The sequence below is a fragment of the Cellulomonas sp. CW35 genome (assembly GCF_052378485.1).
Classification (GTDB): domain Bacteria; phylum Actinomycetota; class Actinomycetes; order Actinomycetales; family Cellulomonadaceae; genus Cellulomonas; species Cellulomonas uda.
Genome location: NZ_CP199000.1, coordinates 2,024,521 through 2,040,900, shown reverse-complemented (window position 1 = coordinate 2,040,900; position 16,380 = coordinate 2,024,521). Strand labels below are relative to the sequence as shown.

Annotated in this window: 15 protein-coding genes; 12 read left to right on the top strand and 3 right to left on the bottom strand. The window is 74.9% G+C overall.

The genetic code is table 11. The features are described from left to right. The first annotated feature begins 351 nt into the window (after window positions 1–351). The 12 genes from ACT17Q_RS09375 to ACT17Q_RS09320 all read left to right on the top strand — a co-directional run bounded on the left by ACT17Q_RS09375 (window position 352) and on the right by ACT17Q_RS09320 (window position 13,293). Entirely contained in the window at window positions 352–1,185 is an 834-nt protein-coding gene (locus ACT17Q_RS09375) for a hypothetical protein (protein ID WP_444662064.1), read from the top strand. Then, window positions 1,182–2,216: an HAD-IIA family hydrolase gene (locus ACT17Q_RS09370; RefSeq protein ID WP_094179863.1), complete on the top strand. Its 1,035-nt coding sequence runs from the start codon at window positions 1,182–1,184 to the stop codon at window positions 2,214–2,216. Before ACT17Q_RS09375 ends, ACT17Q_RS09370 begins: the two co-directional genes overlap by 4 nt. A 146-nt stretch (window positions 2,217–2,362) precedes the next feature. Continuing rightward, window positions 2,363–2,719: a hypothetical protein gene (locus ACT17Q_RS09365; RefSeq protein WP_444662062.1), complete on the top strand. Its 357-nt coding sequence runs from the start codon at window positions 2,363–2,365 to the stop codon at window positions 2,717–2,719. A gap of 4 nt (window positions 2,720–2,723) precedes the next feature. Then, window positions 2,724–3,533, top strand: a complete 810-nt coding sequence (locus tag ACT17Q_RS09360; protein ID WP_444662060.1) for a TlyA family RNA methyltransferase — start codon at window positions 2,724–2,726, stop codon at window positions 3,531–3,533. Next, on the top strand, window positions 3,530–4,423 hold the full coding sequence (locus ACT17Q_RS09355; protein WP_094179866.1) for an NAD kinase: 894 nt from the start codon (window positions 3,530–3,532) through the stop codon (window positions 4,421–4,423). The genes ACT17Q_RS09360 and ACT17Q_RS09355 overlap by 4 nt, the downstream gene beginning before the upstream one ends. Beyond that, window positions 4,420–6,153, top strand: coding sequence for a DNA repair protein RecN (gene recN / locus ACT17Q_RS09350; RefSeq protein ID WP_444662057.1), 1,734 nt, complete (start codon window positions 4,420–4,422; stop codon window positions 6,151–6,153). The genes ACT17Q_RS09355 and recN overlap by 4 nt, the downstream gene beginning before the upstream one ends. A gap of 6 nt (window positions 6,154–6,159) precedes the next feature. Next, window positions 6,160–7,347, top strand: a complete 1,188-nt coding sequence (steA, locus tag ACT17Q_RS09345; RefSeq protein WP_094179868.1) for a putative cytokinetic ring protein SteA — start codon at window positions 6,160–6,162, stop codon at window positions 7,345–7,347. A gap of 43 nt (window positions 7,348–7,390) precedes the next feature. Beyond that, window positions 7,391–8,452: a copper transporter gene (locus ACT17Q_RS09340; protein ID WP_141320057.1), complete on the top strand. Its 1,062-nt coding sequence runs from the start codon at window positions 7,391–7,393 to the stop codon at window positions 8,450–8,452. Then, window positions 8,449–9,336 carry a hypothetical protein gene (locus tag ACT17Q_RS09335; protein WP_268532975.1) on the top strand — a complete coding sequence of 296 codons (888 nt, stop codon included), beginning with the start codon at window positions 8,449–8,451 and terminating at the stop codon, window positions 9,334–9,336. Before ACT17Q_RS09340 ends, ACT17Q_RS09335 begins: the two co-directional genes overlap by 4 nt. Further along, entirely contained in the window at window positions 9,333–11,009 is a 1,677-nt protein-coding gene (murJ, locus tag ACT17Q_RS09330; RefSeq protein ID WP_444662054.1) for a murein biosynthesis integral membrane protein MurJ, read from the top strand. The genes ACT17Q_RS09335 and murJ overlap by 4 nt, the downstream gene beginning before the upstream one ends. Window positions 11,010–11,020: 11 nt before the next feature. Further along, a complete protein-coding gene (locus ACT17Q_RS09325; RefSeq protein WP_444662052.1) occupies window positions 11,021–12,688 on the top strand; it encodes a CTP synthase in 1,668 nt (555 codons plus the stop codon). Next, complete coding sequence (locus ACT17Q_RS09320) at window positions 12,685–13,293, top strand: NUDIX domain-containing protein (protein WP_094182120.1); 609 nt, start codon at window positions 12,685–12,687, stop codon at window positions 13,291–13,293. The genes ACT17Q_RS09325 and ACT17Q_RS09320 overlap by 4 nt, the downstream gene beginning before the upstream one ends. A 70-nt stretch (window positions 13,294–13,363) precedes the next feature. Here the strand turns inward: ACT17Q_RS09320 and ACT17Q_RS09315 are convergent, their stop codons facing one another. From ACT17Q_RS09315 to ACT17Q_RS09305, 3 genes are all read right to left on the bottom strand, one after another. Further along, window positions 13,364–14,176, bottom strand: a complete 813-nt coding sequence (locus ACT17Q_RS09315) for an ABC transporter permease (protein ID WP_094179873.1) — start codon at window positions 14,174–14,176, stop codon at window positions 13,364–13,366. Further along, a complete protein-coding gene (locus ACT17Q_RS09310; RefSeq protein WP_094179874.1) occupies window positions 14,176–15,228 on the bottom strand; it encodes an ATP-binding cassette domain-containing protein in 1,053 nt (350 codons plus the stop codon). The genes ACT17Q_RS09315 and ACT17Q_RS09310 overlap by 1 nt, the downstream gene beginning before the upstream one ends. A gap of 94 nt (window positions 15,229–15,322) precedes the next feature. Next, complete coding sequence (locus ACT17Q_RS09305; RefSeq protein ID WP_444662049.1) at window positions 15,323–16,327, bottom strand: COX15/CtaA family protein; 1,005 nt, start codon at window positions 16,325–16,327, stop codon at window positions 15,323–15,325. Window positions 16,328–16,380: the final 53 nt, after the last annotated feature.

Here is a 16,380-nt window from a genome sequence, read left to right as displayed (position 1 = left end):
TCTGCGGCCGGTGGCGGAGGCGGTGCGGGCCGCGGAGGCTACCGGCCGGACGAGCGGACGGGCCGCGCGGAGGGTGAGCAGCGTTCGGGGCAGGCATCCGGGCGCACGTCCGGCGAGCGTCCCGATCGCGGTGGCCGTCCGGATCGCGGTGGCCGTCCGGCAGGCGCCGACCGCGGACGTGACGTCCGTGGGCAGGATCGCGGCGAGCGGCGCAGCGGGAGCGGCTACGGCCGGACCGGCGACCGGTTCGACCGCGGGGTCCGTCCGCAGCGCGGTGGCGACCGGACGTTCGGTGGCCGCTCGGAGCGCGACGACGCACGACGTCCGACGCGCCCCCCGCAGGACCAGCGCGTGGCGGGCCCGCAGATCCCCGAGGACGTCGTCTTCGGCGACCTCGACAGGGCCGCGCGTGCGCCTCTGCGGACCCTCTCCAAGGACAACGCGAACATCGTCGGCCGTCACCTCGTGATGGTGGGGCGGCTCCTGGACACGGACCCCGAGCTCGCGTACGAGCACGCTCAGGCGGCCGTTCGCCGGGGTGGCCGGGTGGACATCGTGCGCGAGGCGGCCGGCTTGGCGGCGTACCGCACCGGGCGCTACGCGGAGGCGCTGCGTGAGCTGCGCACCGTGCGGCGCCTGAACGGCTCGTCGGAGCACCTGCCGGTCATGGCGGACTGCGAACGTGGGCTCGGACGTCCGGAGCGGGCGCTCGCCCTGGCGCAGTCGCCCGAGGCGGAGTCGCTCGACCCCGAGGCCCGGGTGGAGCTCGCGATCGTGGTCAGCGGCGCCCGGCTCGACCTGGGCGAGGCGGAGGCCGCGGTCGCCGTCCTCGGCACGCCCGAGGTGCGCGCGGCCGCCGGTGAGCTGGCGGTGCGCGTCGCCGTCGCGCGGGCAGCGGCGCTCGAGGCCGCGGGACGCGCCGACGAGGCGGGCGCGGAGCTCGCGCGGTTCAGCGCCGCGCAGGTCTCCGCGGTGACGCAGGGGCCGGCGGACGACGAGGACGACATCGTCGTGTTCGACGTCGAGGAGGACCTCGACGACGTCCCCTCCGACGAGGACGCGCGCGACTCGCGGGACTCCGCGCAGGCGGCGGACGAGCGAGAGCACGTGCCGGACGAGGACGTCCCCGGTGACGAGGACGCGGCCGGCGTGCCCGCCGGAGACGAGGAGGACGCGGGCGCATGAACGGCGGACTGATCGCCGCCCCGGTGCCGCCGGCGCGGGCGTACGACCTCGCGCTCGTCGACCTCGACGGTGTCGCGTACCGCGGGCACGAGCCGATCGAGCACGCCTCCGACGGGCTCACGGCCGCGCGTGACGCGGGGATGCGGCTGGTCTTCGTGACGAACAACGCCTCGCGTGAGCCGGAGTCGGTCGCGGACCAGCTCAGCGGGCTGGGCATCCCGACCACGCCCGGTGAGGTCATGACGGCGGCGCAGGCGGCCGCGCAGCTCCTGCGGTCGCGCCTGGAGCGTGGCGCCCGGGTGCTCGTGGTCGGTGGCGCCGGGTTGCGCACGGCGGTGCGGCAGGCGGGGTTCGAGGTCGTGGAGTCGGCGGACGACGAGCCGGTCGCGGTCGCCCAGGGCTTCGCGCCCGAGGTGGGCTGGACGCAGCTCGCGGAGGCCGCGTACGCGATCGAGCGCGGCGCGTGGCACGTCGCGTCGAACCTGGACCTGAGCCTGCCGACCGCGCGCGGCTTCGCACCGGGCAACGGCTCGCTCGTCGGCGCGGTCCGGGCCGCGACGGGCGTCGCGCCCGACAGCGCGGGCAAGCCGTCGCCGACGATGTACCACATGGCTGTCGAGCGGGCGGGGGCGCGGCAGGCGCTCGTCGTCGGTGACCGGCTCGACACCGATCTCGCGGGAGCGCGCTCCGGCGGGTTCGTCGGGCTGCACGTGCTGACGGGGGTCAGCTCGGCGCGCGACGACGTGCTCGCGCACCCGGGCGAGCGGCCGCACCTCATCGGGGCGGACCTGCGGGCGCTGCACGAGACGCACCCGGCCCCTGAGCTCGGCGGCGACGGGTGGTGGACGTGCCGCGAGGCCGCCGCGCGCGTGGTCGACGGTCGGCTCGAGCTCGGGCGTGGTGGGTCGACCTCGGACGTCGACCCGCTCGACCAGGTGCGAGCGGCGTGCGCCGCGGCGTGGGCGGCGGTCGACGGCGGGGACGAGCTCGACGCGTCGTCGGTGCCCGAGCTCGGTCCCTCGGCCGTCTGACGCGTCGCGAGCTGCCTCTCGACGGCGGTGCGGTCACCTGTGGGTCATGCCGGTGGTGCGTCGGCGCGGGCAGGTAGCGTGGTGCAGCGGCCTCGGCCGGGACACATGACGGACCACGAGCGGACGACGAGCGGACGGAGGTCGACGTGGGCGACGACGAGCGTGGGGTACCGACGCCCGCGCGTCTGGCGGCGCGTGTGGCGCCGCCCACCGTCGGGCTGACGGCTGCAGGAGCGGGCCCCGCGGCTCCCGCGGGCAGCGCGCCGTCCGGGGGGTCCGCCGACGAGGCGGTCCCGGTGAGCGAGGTCCCGGTGAGCGAGGCCCCGGCCGGTGCGACGCCGGCTGGCGTGGTCCCGACGGGCCACGTGACGGGTGACGCCGCTGTCGACGAGGCGCTGCGCGTCCTCGACGGCCTCGCGGAGCGACCGCTCGGCGAGCACGTCGCCGCGTTCGACGCGGTCCACTCCGCGCTCCAGGACCGGCTCGCCGAGTCGCAGGGCTGACCGCGTGACCACCCGACTGGACACCGAGCTCGTGCGTCGCGGTCTGGCCCGGTCGCGCCGCCACGCGGGTGAGCTGATCGCGGCGGGCCGCGTCAGCGTCGACGGTCGCCCGGTGCAGCGCAGCGCGACGCAGGTCGACCCCGCGCGCGGGGTCACGGTCACGCTGGACGACGACGACCCGGGGTACGCCTCGCGCGCGGGGCACAAGCTCGCGGGCGCTCTCGACGCGCTCCCGCAGCTCGTCGTCGCGGGGCGGCACTGCCTCGACGCGGGCGCGAGCACGGGCGGGTTCACGGACGTCCTGCTGCGGCGCGGCGCGCGCACGGTGTGCGCGGTCGACGTCGGGCACGACCAGATCGTCGACCGGCTGCGCGACGACCCACGCGTCGACGTGCGCGAGGGCGTCAACGTCCGCGGTCTCGCTGCGGGGGACGTCGACCCGGCCCCGGGCCTCGTCGTCGCGGACCTGTCGTTCATCTCGCTGCCCCTCGTGCTGCCGGCGCTCGCCGCCGTCGCCGCGCCGGCCGCCGACCTGCTCGTCATGGTCAAGCCGCAGTTCGAGGTCGGCCGTGAGCGGCTCGGCTCGGGCGGCGTGGTGCGCGACGCCCGGCTGCGCGCGGAGGCCGTCGTGTCCGTGGCGCACGCGGCGGCGGCACTCGGCCTCGGGGTGCGCGCAGTGGTCACGAGCCCGCTGCCCGGACCGAGCGGCAACGTCGAGTACTTCCTGTGGTTGCGCGCCGAGGTCTCGCCGCAGGTCCCCACCGAGCAGATCGAGCGCGTCGTCAGCGGCGGGCTCCCAGGAGGTGCGCTGTGACGCGTCGTGCCCTGATCGTCACGCACCGCGGCCGCCTGGAGGCGGTGAGCGCCACCCGTGAGGCCGTCCGGGTCCTCGAGGGCGCCGGCATCGAGCCGGTGCTCGCCTCCGAGGAGACCGTGGCGGCGGACCTGCCCGACTTCGAGCTCGCGGTCGTGCTCGGTGGTGACGGGACCATCCTGCGCGCCGCGGAGCTGACGCGCGGCACGGGTGTGCCGCTGCTCGGCGTCAACCTGGGGCACGTGGGCTTCCTCGCGGAGAGCGAGCGGGACGACGTGGGCGAGGCGGTCCGGCGGCTCACGGAGGGTGACTTCGACGTCGAGGAGCGCGTGACGCTGCGCGTGCGCGTGCTGCTCCCCGGCGGCGACGTGGTCGAGGACTGGGCGCTCAACGAGGCGGCGCTCGAGAAGGCGGAGCGTTCGCGGATCCTCGAGGTCGCGGTCGAGGTCGACGGGCGCCCGCTGTCGAGCTTCGGCTGCGACGGCATGGTCGCCGCGACGGCCACGGGCTCCACCGCGCACGCCTTCTCCGCGGGCGGCCCGGTGGTGTGGCCCGACGTGGACGGCATGATCCTCGTGCCCATCTCGGCGCACGCGCTGTTCGCCCGCCCGCTCGTCGTCGGCCCGGGGAGCCGTCTCGCGCTCGAGGTGCTCGAGCGCTCGCCCGCGCCGGGACAGCTCACGTGCGACGGGCGTCGGACGGTCGAGGTGCCGCAGGGCGCGCGCGTCGAGGTGACGCGCAGCGACGTGCCGGTGCGCCTCGCACGGCTGAGCCCGGCGCCGTTCACCACCCGGCTCGTCCAGAAGTTCGCGCTCCCGGTCACGGGTTGGCGGGGTCTCGCCGCGGCTCGCCGTGACGGCGACGTGCCGCAGGACGGTGGTGCAGGGTGATCGAGGAGATCCGGATCAGCGACCTGGGCGTGATCGGCGCCGCGGACGTGCGGCTCGGCCGCGGCCTGACGGTGCTCACGGGGGAGACCGGCGCGGGCAAGACGATGGTGCTCACGGCGCTGGCGCTGCTGCTCGGTGGCAAGGCCGACCCGGCGACGGTGCGGACCGGCGCGAGCGGTGCCGCCGTCGAGGGCCGTGTGGTGCTCGCGGCCGGGCACCCGGCGCTCGAGCGCGCGGCCGAGGCGGGCGGCGCGGTGGACGACGACGGCAGCCTCCTGCTCGTGCGCACCGTGGGCGCTGCGGGTGAGGCCGGCTCGGGTCGTTCCCGAGCGTTCGTCGGAGGACGCTCGGTGCCGCAGGCGGTGCTCGCCGAGCTCGCGGAGACGCTCGTGACGGTGCACGGGCAGGCGGACCAGGCGCGGCTGCGCTCACCTGCGCACCAGCGCGCCGCGCTCGACGAGTTCGCCGGGCCGGACCACGCACGGACGCTGCGCGCGTACCGCGACGCGTGGGCCGAGCGGGCGCGCGTGCGCACCGAGCGCGCCGAGCTCGTCGAGCGGGCCCAGGACCGCTCACGTGAGGCGGAGCTGCTCAGGCTCGGGCTCGCGGAGGTCGAACGTGTCGACCCGCAGCCCGGCGAGGACGTCGAGCTCGGCGCCGAGGAGGGGCGCCTCGCGCACGCGGAGGAGCTGCGCGTCGCGGCCGTGACCGCGCACGACGCGCTCGCGGGTGACCCGGACAGCGGCAGCGGGCTCGTGAGCGCCGCCGACCTCGTGGAGCAGGCGCGACGAGCGCTCGAGCACGTCGGGACGCACGACCCGGCCCTGGCCGAGCTCGCGACGCGCGTCGGCGAGGCGGGCTACGTGCTCGCCGACGCGGCAGCCGAGCTCGTGTCGTACGCGTCCGACCTGCAGGCGGACCCGCGACGGCTCGAGGTGGTCAACCAGCGGCGCGCCGAGCTCGCGACGCTCACCCGCGCGTACGGCAAGGACGTGGCCGAGGTGCTCGAGTGGTCACGCACCGCGAGCCTGCGCCTGATCGAGCTCGAGGGCGGGGACCAGCGGATCGAGGAGCTCGACGTGCGGCTCGCGGAGCTGGACGCGCGGCTCACCGAGCTCGCGGGTGCCGTGTCGGCCGCACGCTCGGCCGCGGCCGAGCGGCTCGCGAAGACGGTGTCCGCCGAGCTCGCCGGCCTCGCCATGGCGGGCGCGCGCGTCGAGGTCGTCGTGCAGCCCGCGGCCGAGCCGGGGCCGCACGGGGCGGACGACGTCGAGATGCTGCTCGTGCCGCACGCCGGTGCGCCCGCACGGCCGCTCGGCAAGGGCGCGTCGGGCGGTGAGCTGTCGCGCGTCATGCTCGCGCTGGAGGTCGCGCTCGCGGAGCGCGCGGGCGCGGACCGGCCCGCGACGTTCGTGTTCGACGAGGTCGACGCGGGCGTCGGCGGCAAGGCCGCCGTCGAGGTCGGACGGCGGCTCGCCGCGCTCGCGCGCGACGCCCAGGTGCTCGTCGTCACGCACCTCGCACAGGTCGCGGCGTTCGCGGACCACCACCTCGTCGTGTCGAAGTCGACCCGGGGTGGGGTCGACGTCGTCACCGCGTCGGACGTGAGGTCCGTCACGGACGACGAGCGTGTCCGCGAGCTCGCACGCATGCTGAGCGGTCAGGACGACTCGGACTCGGCACGCGCGCACGCAGCGGAGCTCCTGGAGCTGTCGGGCATGGGACGATGAACCACGATGAGAGCCACTCTGCGTCGTCGTCGTCCGCCCGCGCCTGAACCCGGGGTCGCCGGGCCCGCCCGTGTCGATCGTCGGACCAAGTCGCTGACCAAGCGTCTGCGGCCCGGCGACATCGCCGTCATCGACCACGAGGACCTCGACCGTGTGTCGGCCGAGGCGCTCGTCGCGTGCCAGCCGGCGGCGGTGCTCAACGCGGCGCGGTCCACCTCGGGCCGGTACCCCAACCTCGGCCCGGAGATCCTCGTCGAGGCGGGCATCCCGCTGGTCGACGACCTCGGTCCCGACGTCATGGGCATCACCGAGGGCCACCACGTCCGCATCCTCGACGGGGCCGTGCACGACGGCGGCACGCTCGTCGCCGAGGGGGTCGAGCAGACCACGGCGAGCGTCGCGCTCGCGATGGAGGAGGCGCGCGCCGGCCTCTCCGTGCAGCTCGAGTCGTTCGCCGCGAACACGATGGACTACCTGCGCCGCGAGCGGGACCTGCTCCTCGACGGCGTCGGCGTGCCGGACATCGACACGCGGATCGACGGCCGCCAGGTGCTCATCGTCGTGCGCGGGTACCACTACAAGGAGGACCTCGTCACGCTGCGCCCGTACATCCGTGAGTACCGCCCGGTGCTCATCGGCGTGGACGGTGGCGCCGACGCGATCCTCGAGGCCGGCTGGCGGCCCGACATGATCGTCGGCGACATGGACTCCGTCTCCGACCGTGCGCTGGCGTGCGGTGCCGAGGTCGTCGTCCACGCGTACCGCGACGGGCGTGCGCCCGGGATCGCGCGGGTCGAGCAGCTCGGGGTGCCGCACGTCGTGTTCCCGGCGACGGGCACCAGCGAGGACGTCGCGATGCTGCTCGCCGACGACAAGGGCGCCGAGCTGATCGTCGCGGTCGGCACGCACGCGACGCTCGTCGAGTTCCTCGACAAGGGACGCTCCGGCATGGCCAGCACGTTCCTCACGCGACTGCGTGTCGGCGGCAAGCTCGTCGACGCGAAGGGCGTCTCGCGCCTGTACCGCCAGCGCATCTCGAACCTGCAGCTCACGCTCCTGGTGCTCGCGGGCCTGCTCGCTCTCGGCGTCGCGCTCGCCTCCACGGAGGCCGGCCAGACGTTCTTCGGCCTCGTGGGTGCGCGCGTCGACGACTTCACCTCGTGGGTCCGCGGCCTGTTCTCAGGCGCCGCATGAGCACCCACGCCACCCCGGGCACGACCCACGGAGAGACCGCCTCGTGATCGACTTCCGCTACCACCTCGTCTCGCTGATCTCGGTGTTCCTCGCGCTCGCCGTGGGCATCGCGCTCGGCGCCGGACCGCTCAAGGAGACCATCGGCGACACGCTGACCGGTCAGGTCGACCAGCTGCGCACCGAGAAGGACGAGCTGCGCACGCAGCTCGACGAGACCTCGGGCGACCTCGCGGACGCACGCGCCTTCGTCGACGCGTCCGGCCCCGCCCTCCTGGACGGCGCGCTCGAGGAGCGTCGCGTCGCGGTCGTCGCGCTCGGCGACGTCCCCGAGGCCGAGCGCACCGCCGTCGACGACCGGCTCGCGCAGTCGGGTGCCGAGGTCACGGCGCACGTGGCGCTCACGGACGCGTGGTTCGACCCGGACCTGCGCTCGTACCGCAACGCCCTGGTCGGCCTCGTGCTGGAGAACCTCGACCCCGCACCCGCCGACGACGCGACGCTCGACGAGCAGCTCGCGCAGGCGCTGGTGCAGGGGCTCACGGGTGCCGACCCGGCCTCACCCGACGCGCTGACCGCGGACGCTGCGAACGTGCTGGCGATCCTGTCGGAGGGCGACAACCCCATGATCACGCTCGCGGACCCGGTCACGACCGGCGCCGATGCGGTCGTCGTCCTCGCGGTCCCGGTCGAGCCCGCGTCCGCGGGCACCGCGGCCACCCCGACCACCGAGGCGGACGCCGCCTCGACCGACGCGCACGTCGCGGTGCTGCGGGCGGCCCAGGAGCAGTCCGAGGGCTCCGTACTCGTCGACGGCCCGCGTGGCGCGGGCAGCCTCGTCGACGTGGTGCTCGCCGACGAGGCGCTCGCGTCGCGGCTGGCGACCGTCTCCGGCGCCGAGCTCGTGACCGGCCAGGTCACGGTGCCGCTCGCGCTCGCCGCGCGCATCTCGGGCACGATCGGGCACTACGGGTTCGGCGACGACGAGACCCCGCTGCCCGCGGCGGTCACGCTCCCGCCCGTCGACCGCACACCGGTCGTCGACCCGGAGCAGGGCACCGGTGACCCGACGAGCGCGGCCACCACGCCCGCGGGAACGGGCGGATGAGCGTCACGCGGCGCCTCGTCGCCGCGGCGGCGGCACGGACCGTCACCGCGGTGGTGCGGGCCGTGCTCGAGGAGCACGCGCCCGGCGGACAGCAGCGCTGGCTGCGGACCAACCACCGCGGTGAGCCCGTCAGCATGCTCGAGGGCCCGGCCGTCGCGGCGGGCGTCCTCGCCGGCGCGCTCGTCGCGCCGGGTCGCACGGCGGCGGCCACCGTGGTCGCGACGGCGACGGGTGCGGCGTTCGGGATCGTCGACGACCTGGCGGAGGACGTCGAGGACCGGCGCAAGGGCCTGCGCGGTCACCTCGGTGCGCTCGCGCATGGCCGCGTCACGACCGGCGGTCTCAAGGTCCTCGGCATCGGCGCGGGCGCGCTCGTGACCGCGGCGATCGCCACACCGCGGACCTCGCCCTCGGGCGGACGTCGGGGGCTGCTCGGCTGGGGCGCCGACGTCGCGCTGTCGGGGGCCCTCGTCGCGACGAGCGCGAACCTCGTCAACCTGCTCGACCTGCGCCCCGGGCGCGCGCTCAAGGCGAGCACGGTCGCCGCGCTGCCGCTCGTCGTCGGACCCGGCGCCGGCGCCGTGCCTGCGGCGTCGGTCGTGGGCGCCTCGGCGGCAGCCGCGGGTGCGGACCTCGCGGAGACCGACATGCTCGGCGACGGCGGCGCGAACGCGCTCGGTGCCGCGCTCGGTGCGGCGGTCGTGCTCAGCGCACCTCGCCCGGTGCGCCTCGCGGCGCTGGCGGCCACGGTCGGCCTGACGCTCGCCAGCGAGAAGGTGAGCTTCACGACCGTCATCGAGTCGACGCCGGTGCTGCGCGACATCGACCGCTGGGGCCGTCGTCCGGTGCACGCGCCGGCCGAACCGACGGGCGACGAGGGGTGAGCCCTCAGGTCCGCCGCGCGCTCGGCGGGCTCGCCGGGGCCGCGGCCATGATCGCCGCGGTCACGGTGCTCTCACGGCTCCTGGGCTTCGCGCGCTGGCTCCTGCAGGCCTCGCAGGTCGGCGACGGGGCGATCGGGGACGCGTACAACTCCGCCAACCTGCTGCCGAACGTCCTGTTCGAGGTCGCCGCGGGTGGCGCGCTCGCGGGCGCGCTCATCCCGTTGCTCGCCGCGCCGATCGCGCGCGGTGACCGCCGCGAGGTCGAGCGCACGGCGTCGGGTGCCCTGGGCTGGACCCTGCTCGTGCTCGGCCCGCTCGCGCTGCTGCTCGCGGCCCTCGCGTCGCCCGTGGCGCAGTCCCTCGCGCACACGCCGGACCAGGTCGCCCTCATCCGGTTCTTCATCCTGGTGTTCGCCGTGCAGGTGCCGATGTACGGCGTGGCCGTCCTGCTGTACGCGGTGCTGCAGGCGCACAAGCGCTTCTTCTGGCCCGCGTTCGCGCCCGTCATCTCCTCGCTCGTCGTCATGGCGACCTACCTGGTCTACGGGGCGCTCGCGGACGGCGAGCGCTCCGACCCCGACGCGCTCGCGGCGGGTGCGCTCGACGCGCTCGCGTGGGGCACCACGCTGGGCGTCGCCGCGATGTGCCTGCCGATGTTCGTGCCCGTGCACCGGCTCGGCGTGCGGCTGCGCGTCTCCCCGCGATTCCCCGAGGGCGTCGGACCGCGGCTGCTGCGGCTCGCGCTCGCGGGCGTCGGGTCCGTCGCGGCGCAGCAGCTCGCGCTGCTCGTCGTCATGCGCGTCGCCTGGTGGCAGCCGTACGCCGAGGTCGGCACGTTCACGCGGTTCCTCTACACGCAGCAGGTGTACCTGCTGCCGTACGCGGTGCTCGTGGTCCCGCTCGCGACGTCGACGTTCCCGCGTCTGGCGGCGCGCGCGTCGGCGGGCGACCGTGCGGGCTTCGCGACGATGGCCGCGGTCACGACGCGCGCGGTGCTCGTCGCGGCAGGCGTGGGTGTCGCGGTCGTCGTGGCCGCAGCCCCCGCGGTCGCGACGGTGTTCGCGCACATCGCGGGGAACGCCGCGATCGGCGGCCAGATGGGCCTCGCGCTGACCTGGATGATGCCGGGGCTCGCGGGGTTCGCCCTGCTGTTCCACGTCTCGCGGTCGCTGTACGCCCTCGAGCGCGGGCGCGCGGCTGCGGCCGCGAACGTCCTCGGCTGGGGGACCGTGGCGCTCGCCGCCGTCGTCCTGGTCCGTCTGCGCCTGCCGGACGGTGGCGCGGTCGTCTCGATCGCGGCCGCGAGCACGGTCGGCATGCTCGTCGCCGGTGCGGCCGCGCTGGTCCTGCTGCGTCGCGCCACCGGGCCGGGCGCGCTGCTCGGTCTCGCCCGCACGACCGCGGTCCTCGTGGTGGGGGTGGGTGTCGCAGCGGTCGTCGGGCGATGGGTCGCCGACGCGGTGCAGGACGTCGCGGGCCACGGCGTGTGGACCGCGCTGGGTGCCGGCGCCGGGGGAGCCACGCTCGCGCTCGCGGTCGTCGCGGCCGTCGTCGGGCTCGCGGACCGGTCCACGGTGCTCGGGGTACTGCGCGCGGACCGCTCGGCGGCCCCGGCCGCGCAGTGGTCCGACTCACCGCGTGCCGGGGGGCCCGGCGGCGGGGACGTCGGGTAGGCTGGAATCCCGTGACAGAGCGCGCGCACCGACTCTCCGGGCGGTCGGACCACCTGACCCGGCACATCTTCGTCACCGGGGGAGTTGCCTCCTCTCTCGGCAAGGGCCTGACGGCGAGCAGCCTCGGCCGACTCCTCCGCTCGCGTGGCCTGACGGTCACCATGCAGAAGCTCGACCCGTACATCAACGTGGACCCGGGCACCATGAACCCGTTCCAGCACGGCGAGGTCTTCGTGACCGACGACGGTGCGGAGACGGACCTCGACGTCGGCCACTACGAGCGGTTCCTCGACGTGAACCTCGTCGGCTCGGCGAACGTCACGACCGGCCAGGTCTACTCGCAGGTCATCGCGAAGGAGCGGCGCGGCGAGTACCTCGGCGACACCGTCCAGGTCATCCCGCACATCACGGACGAGATCAAGGCGCGCATGCGCTCGCAGGCGTCCGACGACGTCGACGTGATCATCACCGAGATCGGCGGCACGGTCGGCGACATCGAGTCGCAGCCGTTCCTCGAGGCCGCCCGCCAGGTGCGCCACGACCTCGGCCGCGACAACGTGTTCTTCCTGCACGTGTCGCTCCTGCCGTACATCGGCCCGTCCGGCGAGCTGAAGACGAAGCCCACGCAGCACTCCGTCGCCGCGCTGCGCAGCATCGGCATCCAGCCCGACGCGATCGTGCTGCGCGCGGACCGCGAGGTCCCGGAGTCGATCAAGCGCAAGATCGCGCTGTTCTGCGACGTCGACGTCGACTCGGTCGCGATCGCCAAGGACGCGCCGAGCATCTACGACATCCCGCGCGTGCTGCACTCCGAGGGCCTCGACGCCTACGTCGTGCAGCGGCTCGGCCTGCCGTTCCGCGACGTCGAGTGGAGCGGGTGGGACGAGCTCCTCAAGCGCGTGCACGAGCCCGCGCACTCGGTCGAGATCGCGCTCGTCGGCAAGTACATCGACCTGCCCGACGCGTACCTGTCGGTGACGGAGGCCCTGCGTGCGGGTGGCTTCCACCACGACGCGAAGGTCGTCATCCGCTGGGTCACGTCCGACGACTGCCAGACGCCGCAGGGCGCGCAGTCGGCGCTCGAGGGCGTCGACGCGGTGCTCGTGCCCGGCGGGTTCGGCGTGCGCGGCATCGAGGGCAAGCTCGGCGCGCTGCGCTGGGCGCGCGAGAACCGCGTGCCGACGCTGGGCCTGTGCCTGGGGCTGCAGTGCATGGTCATCGAGTACGCGCGCAACGTGCTGGGTCTCGAGGGCGCCTCGTCCTCGGAGTTCGACGACGACCCGACGCACCCCGTCATCGCGACGATGGCCGAGCAGCTCGCGATCGTGGGCGGCGGCGGCGACCTGGGCGGCACGATGCGCCTGGGGGCGTACGACGCGGTCCTGACGCCGGGCTCGGTGGTCGCCGAGACCTACGGCGCCACGCGGATCAGCGAGCGGCACCGTCACCGGTACGAGGTCAACAACGCCTACCGCGACAAGCTCGAGGAGGCCGGACTGGTGATCTCGGGCGTCTCGCCCGACACGTCGCTCGTCGAGTTCGTCGAGCTGCCGCGCCAGGTGCACCCGTACTACGTCTCGACGCAGGCGCACCCGGAGTTCAAGTCCCGGCCGACGCACGCGCACCCGCTGTTCGCGGGGCTCGTGGGCGCTGCGCTCGCCCGCAAGGACGAGAGCTGAGCACCGACGAGGAGCCGCGCGACCGCGCGGACGAGCACCCCGTCCTCGAGCACGAGGTCGTCCACCACGGGCGGGTCTGGGACCTCGCGCGTGACGTGGTCGACCTCGGGGAGTCGCAGGTCGTGCGCGAGTACGTGGCGCACACGGGTGCCGTGGCCGTCATCGCCCTGGACGACGAGGACCGCGTCCTGCTGCTGTCGCAGTACCGCCACCCCGTGCGGCACGTGCTGTGGGAGCCGCCCGCGGGGCTGCTCGACGTCCCGGGCGAGGACCCGGTGCGTGCGGCGGCTCGCGAGCTCGCGGAGGAGGCAGACCTCGTGGCCGGTCGCTGGTGGCGGTTGGTGGAGTTCTTCACGACCCCGGGCGGGTCGTCCGAGCGGATCACCGTCTTCCTGGCACGCGACCTGACGCCCGTGCCGGACGCCGACCGGTTCGTCCGCGAGGACGAGGAGGCGTCGATGGTGCCCGTCTGGGTGCCGCTCGACGAGGCCGTCGCGGGCGTGCTGGGCGACCGGTTCGCGAGCCCGTCCACCGTGGTGGGTGTGCTCGCGGCGGCCGCGGCGCGTGCGCGAGGCTGGGAGACGCTCGAGTCCGTCACTCCCTGAGCCGAGGGGTCGGACCTGACGAGGGCGGGGTCGGGACTGCGTCCCGACCCCGCCCTCGTCGTCTCGGGCGTCAGCGGCTGGTGCTGCGCCGGTACTGCGCGTTCGCGAGCGGGATGAACACGACCAGGAAGATGACCGTCCAGATCAGGGTGTAGAGCTCCGCGTGCTGCAGCGGCCATGACGTCGGCTCGGGGACGCCCGCCGGGATGTTACCGAACAGCTCACGCGAGGCCTGCGTCACGGCCGAGACGGGGTTCCACTCGGCGAACGTCTGCAGGACCTTCGGGAGCGACTCGAGCGGGACGAACGTGTTCGCCACGAACGTGAGCGGGAAGATCACGATGAACGTCGCGTTGTTGAACACCTCGACGCTCGGGACGAGCATCCCGAGCCACGCCATGATCCACGAGATCGCGTAGGCGAACACGATGAGCAGCGCGAACCCGAGCAGGGCCTCGGGCACCGAGCTGTGGATCGCCCAGCCGACCAGCAGTCCCGTGAGGGACATGACGACGAGGACGAGGACGTTGTTCACCACGTCGGACAGCGTGCGGCCGGTCAGCACGGCCGAGGGCGCCATGGGCAGGGACCGGAACCGGTCGATGATGCCCTTCTTCACGTCCTCCGCGAGCCCCGCGCCGGTGATGGTGGCGCCGAAGATGACGGTCTGCGCGAAGATCCCTGCCATGAGGAACTCGCGGTAGGCGCCCGGGTCGGTGCCGCCGGGCACCTGGATGGCGCCGCCGAACACGTACGCGAAGAGCAGCACGAACATGATCGGCGAGAGCGTCGTGAAGACCAGCAGGTCGGGGACGCGCTTGATCTTGATGATGTTGCGGCGTGCGACGACGTGGGCGTCGCTCAGCACGGTGGGGAGCGCCATCACGCACCCTCCTTCGTCGTCGTCGTCTCGTCGTCCTCCGCGGGGCGGCCCGTGAGCGTCAGGAACACGTCGTCGAGCGTGGGGCGCCGCAGCCCGACGTCGTCGAGCGCGATCTGCGCCTGGTCGAGCAGACGCAGCGCCTCGGTGAGGGTGCGGGCACCGCCGGTCACGGGCATGACGAGCGAGCGGCGGCCCTCGTCGAGCGTCGCGTGCCCCACGCCGAGCGGCGCGAGCAGCTCGCCCGCGCGCGCGAGCGTGGACGCGTCGGACACCGACAGCTCGAGACGCTCGCCGCCGACCTGGAGCTTGAGCTGGTCGGCCGTGCCCTGCGCGATGACCTTGCCGTGGTCGATCACCACGATCTCGTCGGCCAGCACGTCGGCCTCCTCGAGGTACTGCGTGGTGAGCAGGAGCGTCGTCCCGCTCTTGACCAGCGTCTGGATGACCTCCCACATGTCCGCGCGCCCGCGCGGGTCGAGGCCCGTCGTCGGCTCGTCCAGGAAGATCACGGGCGGGCTCGCGACGAGCGCGCCCGCCAGGTCGAGCCGGCGGCGCATGCCGCCGGAGTACGTGCGGGACGGGCGGTCCGCGGCGTCCTCGAGGCGGAACTGCGCGAGGAGCTCGCGTGCCCGCTCGCGCGAGCGCGCCTTGCCCAGGTGGTACAGCCGCCCGATCATCTCGAGGTTCTCGTACCCGGTGAGGTACTCGTCGACCGCCGCGTACTGACCCGACAGGCCGATGCGACGGCGGACGGCGCGCGGGTCGTGCAGCACGTCGACGCCGGAGACCTGCGCGGTGCCCGCGTCGGGCCGCAGGAGGGTCGCGAGGATGCGGACGGTGGTGGTCTTGCCCGCGCCGTTCGGCCCGAGGAGCCCCAGGACGCTGCCCTGGGGGACGGTGAGATCGACGCCGTCGAGCGCGACGACCTCCTTGTAGCGCTTCACGAGCCCGCGCGCGACGACGGCGGGCTGCGCCTGCGGTGCGGCGTCCGGCGGGGCCGAACCCGCGGAGGCGTGCCGGCCTGCGTGCCGGTCGAAGGTGTCGTCGGTCATGGTCGCGACTCTAGGTGTGACCTCCGACACGGAGCATCCCGTTTTGCCCCGGAGTGCTCCCGGCGCCGCGGCCCGCCGCCGCGTCGTCGCGCGCTCAGACCGCCTGCGTGACCCGCGGCGTCCCGTCGACCGACCGGGTCCGCGTGGTCAGCCACACGCGCGTCGTCCCGGCCGCGAGGAGCGCGGCACCCACCAGGTGCAGGTTCACGAGCGCGATCGGCAGCCCTGTCGCGGTCTGGACGTACCCGATCGCGCCCTGCGCGACCGTCAGCCCGAGCAGCACCAGCGACGCCCGGTGGGCCGCGAGCGCCCGCGTCCCCGCAGGACCGCCGCGGCGCGTGCGCCAGAGCACCGCGACGAGCACGGCGGTGAACGCCCACACGGCCGCGGCGTGCACGCGCGCCATGAGCAGCGGGTCGACCGCGAGCCGGTAGCCGACCTCGTCGTCGCCCGAGTGGGGGCCCGCGCCCGTCGTCAGCGTGCCGAGCACGAGGACGACGACCATGAGCCCGGCCGCGAGGTGCGTCAGGAGCAGGGTCGTGCGGTCGACGAGCGGCGTGGGCACGCCGTCGCCGCCCTCGTCGGCGCGGTGCAGCAGCACCAGGGACGCGGAGACCAGCGCCATCGAGATCAGGAAGTGCGTCGAGACGAGGATCGGCGGCAGCGCCAGGAGCACGAGCACGCCGCCGACGACCGCCTGCGCCACGACACCCGCGAGCGGCACCCAGCCGAGCAGGCGGAACGAGCGGGAGCGGGCGCGGTCCGGCCACACGACGTACGCGACCGCGACGGCCGCGAGCGTGAGCACGAACGTCATGAGGCGGTTCCCGAACTCGACGAACACGTGGTAGGTGGTCGCGTCGTGCAGCACCGGGACGAAGCTGCCCGGCTCGCACTGCGGCCACGTCGAGCAGCCGAGCCCGGACGCGGTGAGGCGCACCGCACCGCCGGTGGCGACGATCGCGATCTGGAGCACGAGGTTCGCGACGAGCACCGCCCGCACGTGGCCGCGCAGCCAGGCCAGCAGGGCCACCCAGCGGCCGCGCAGGCCGCGGGCCGGCTCGCGGTCGGGGACGACGGACGTGGGGCTCGCACTCACGGTGACCAGCCTAGGCCGAGCAGTCCGGCAGCCGGGCCGCGGGCGGACCGGGA

Bases quoted from the DNA above. Each gene is read 5' to 3' on its own strand.
- ACT17Q_RS09370 (WP_094179863.1), top strand. From the start codon at position 1,182: ATGAACGGCGGACTGATCGCCGCCCCGGTGCCGCCGGCGCGGGCGTAC.
- steA (WP_094179868.1), top strand. From the start codon at position 6,160: ATGAGAGCCACTCTGCGTCGTCGTCGTCCGCCCGCGCCTGAACCCGGG.
- ACT17Q_RS09335 (WP_268532975.1), top strand. From the start codon at position 8,449: ATGAGCGTCACGCGGCGCCTCGTCGCCGCGGCGGCGGCACGGACCGTC.
- ACT17Q_RS09315 (WP_094179873.1), bottom strand. From the start codon at position 14,176: ATGGCGCTCCCCACCGTGCTGAGCGACGCCCACGTCGTCGCACGCCGC.
- ACT17Q_RS09310 (WP_094179874.1), bottom strand. From the start codon at position 15,228: ATGACCGACGACACCTTCGACCGGCACGCAGGCCGGCACGCCTCCGCG.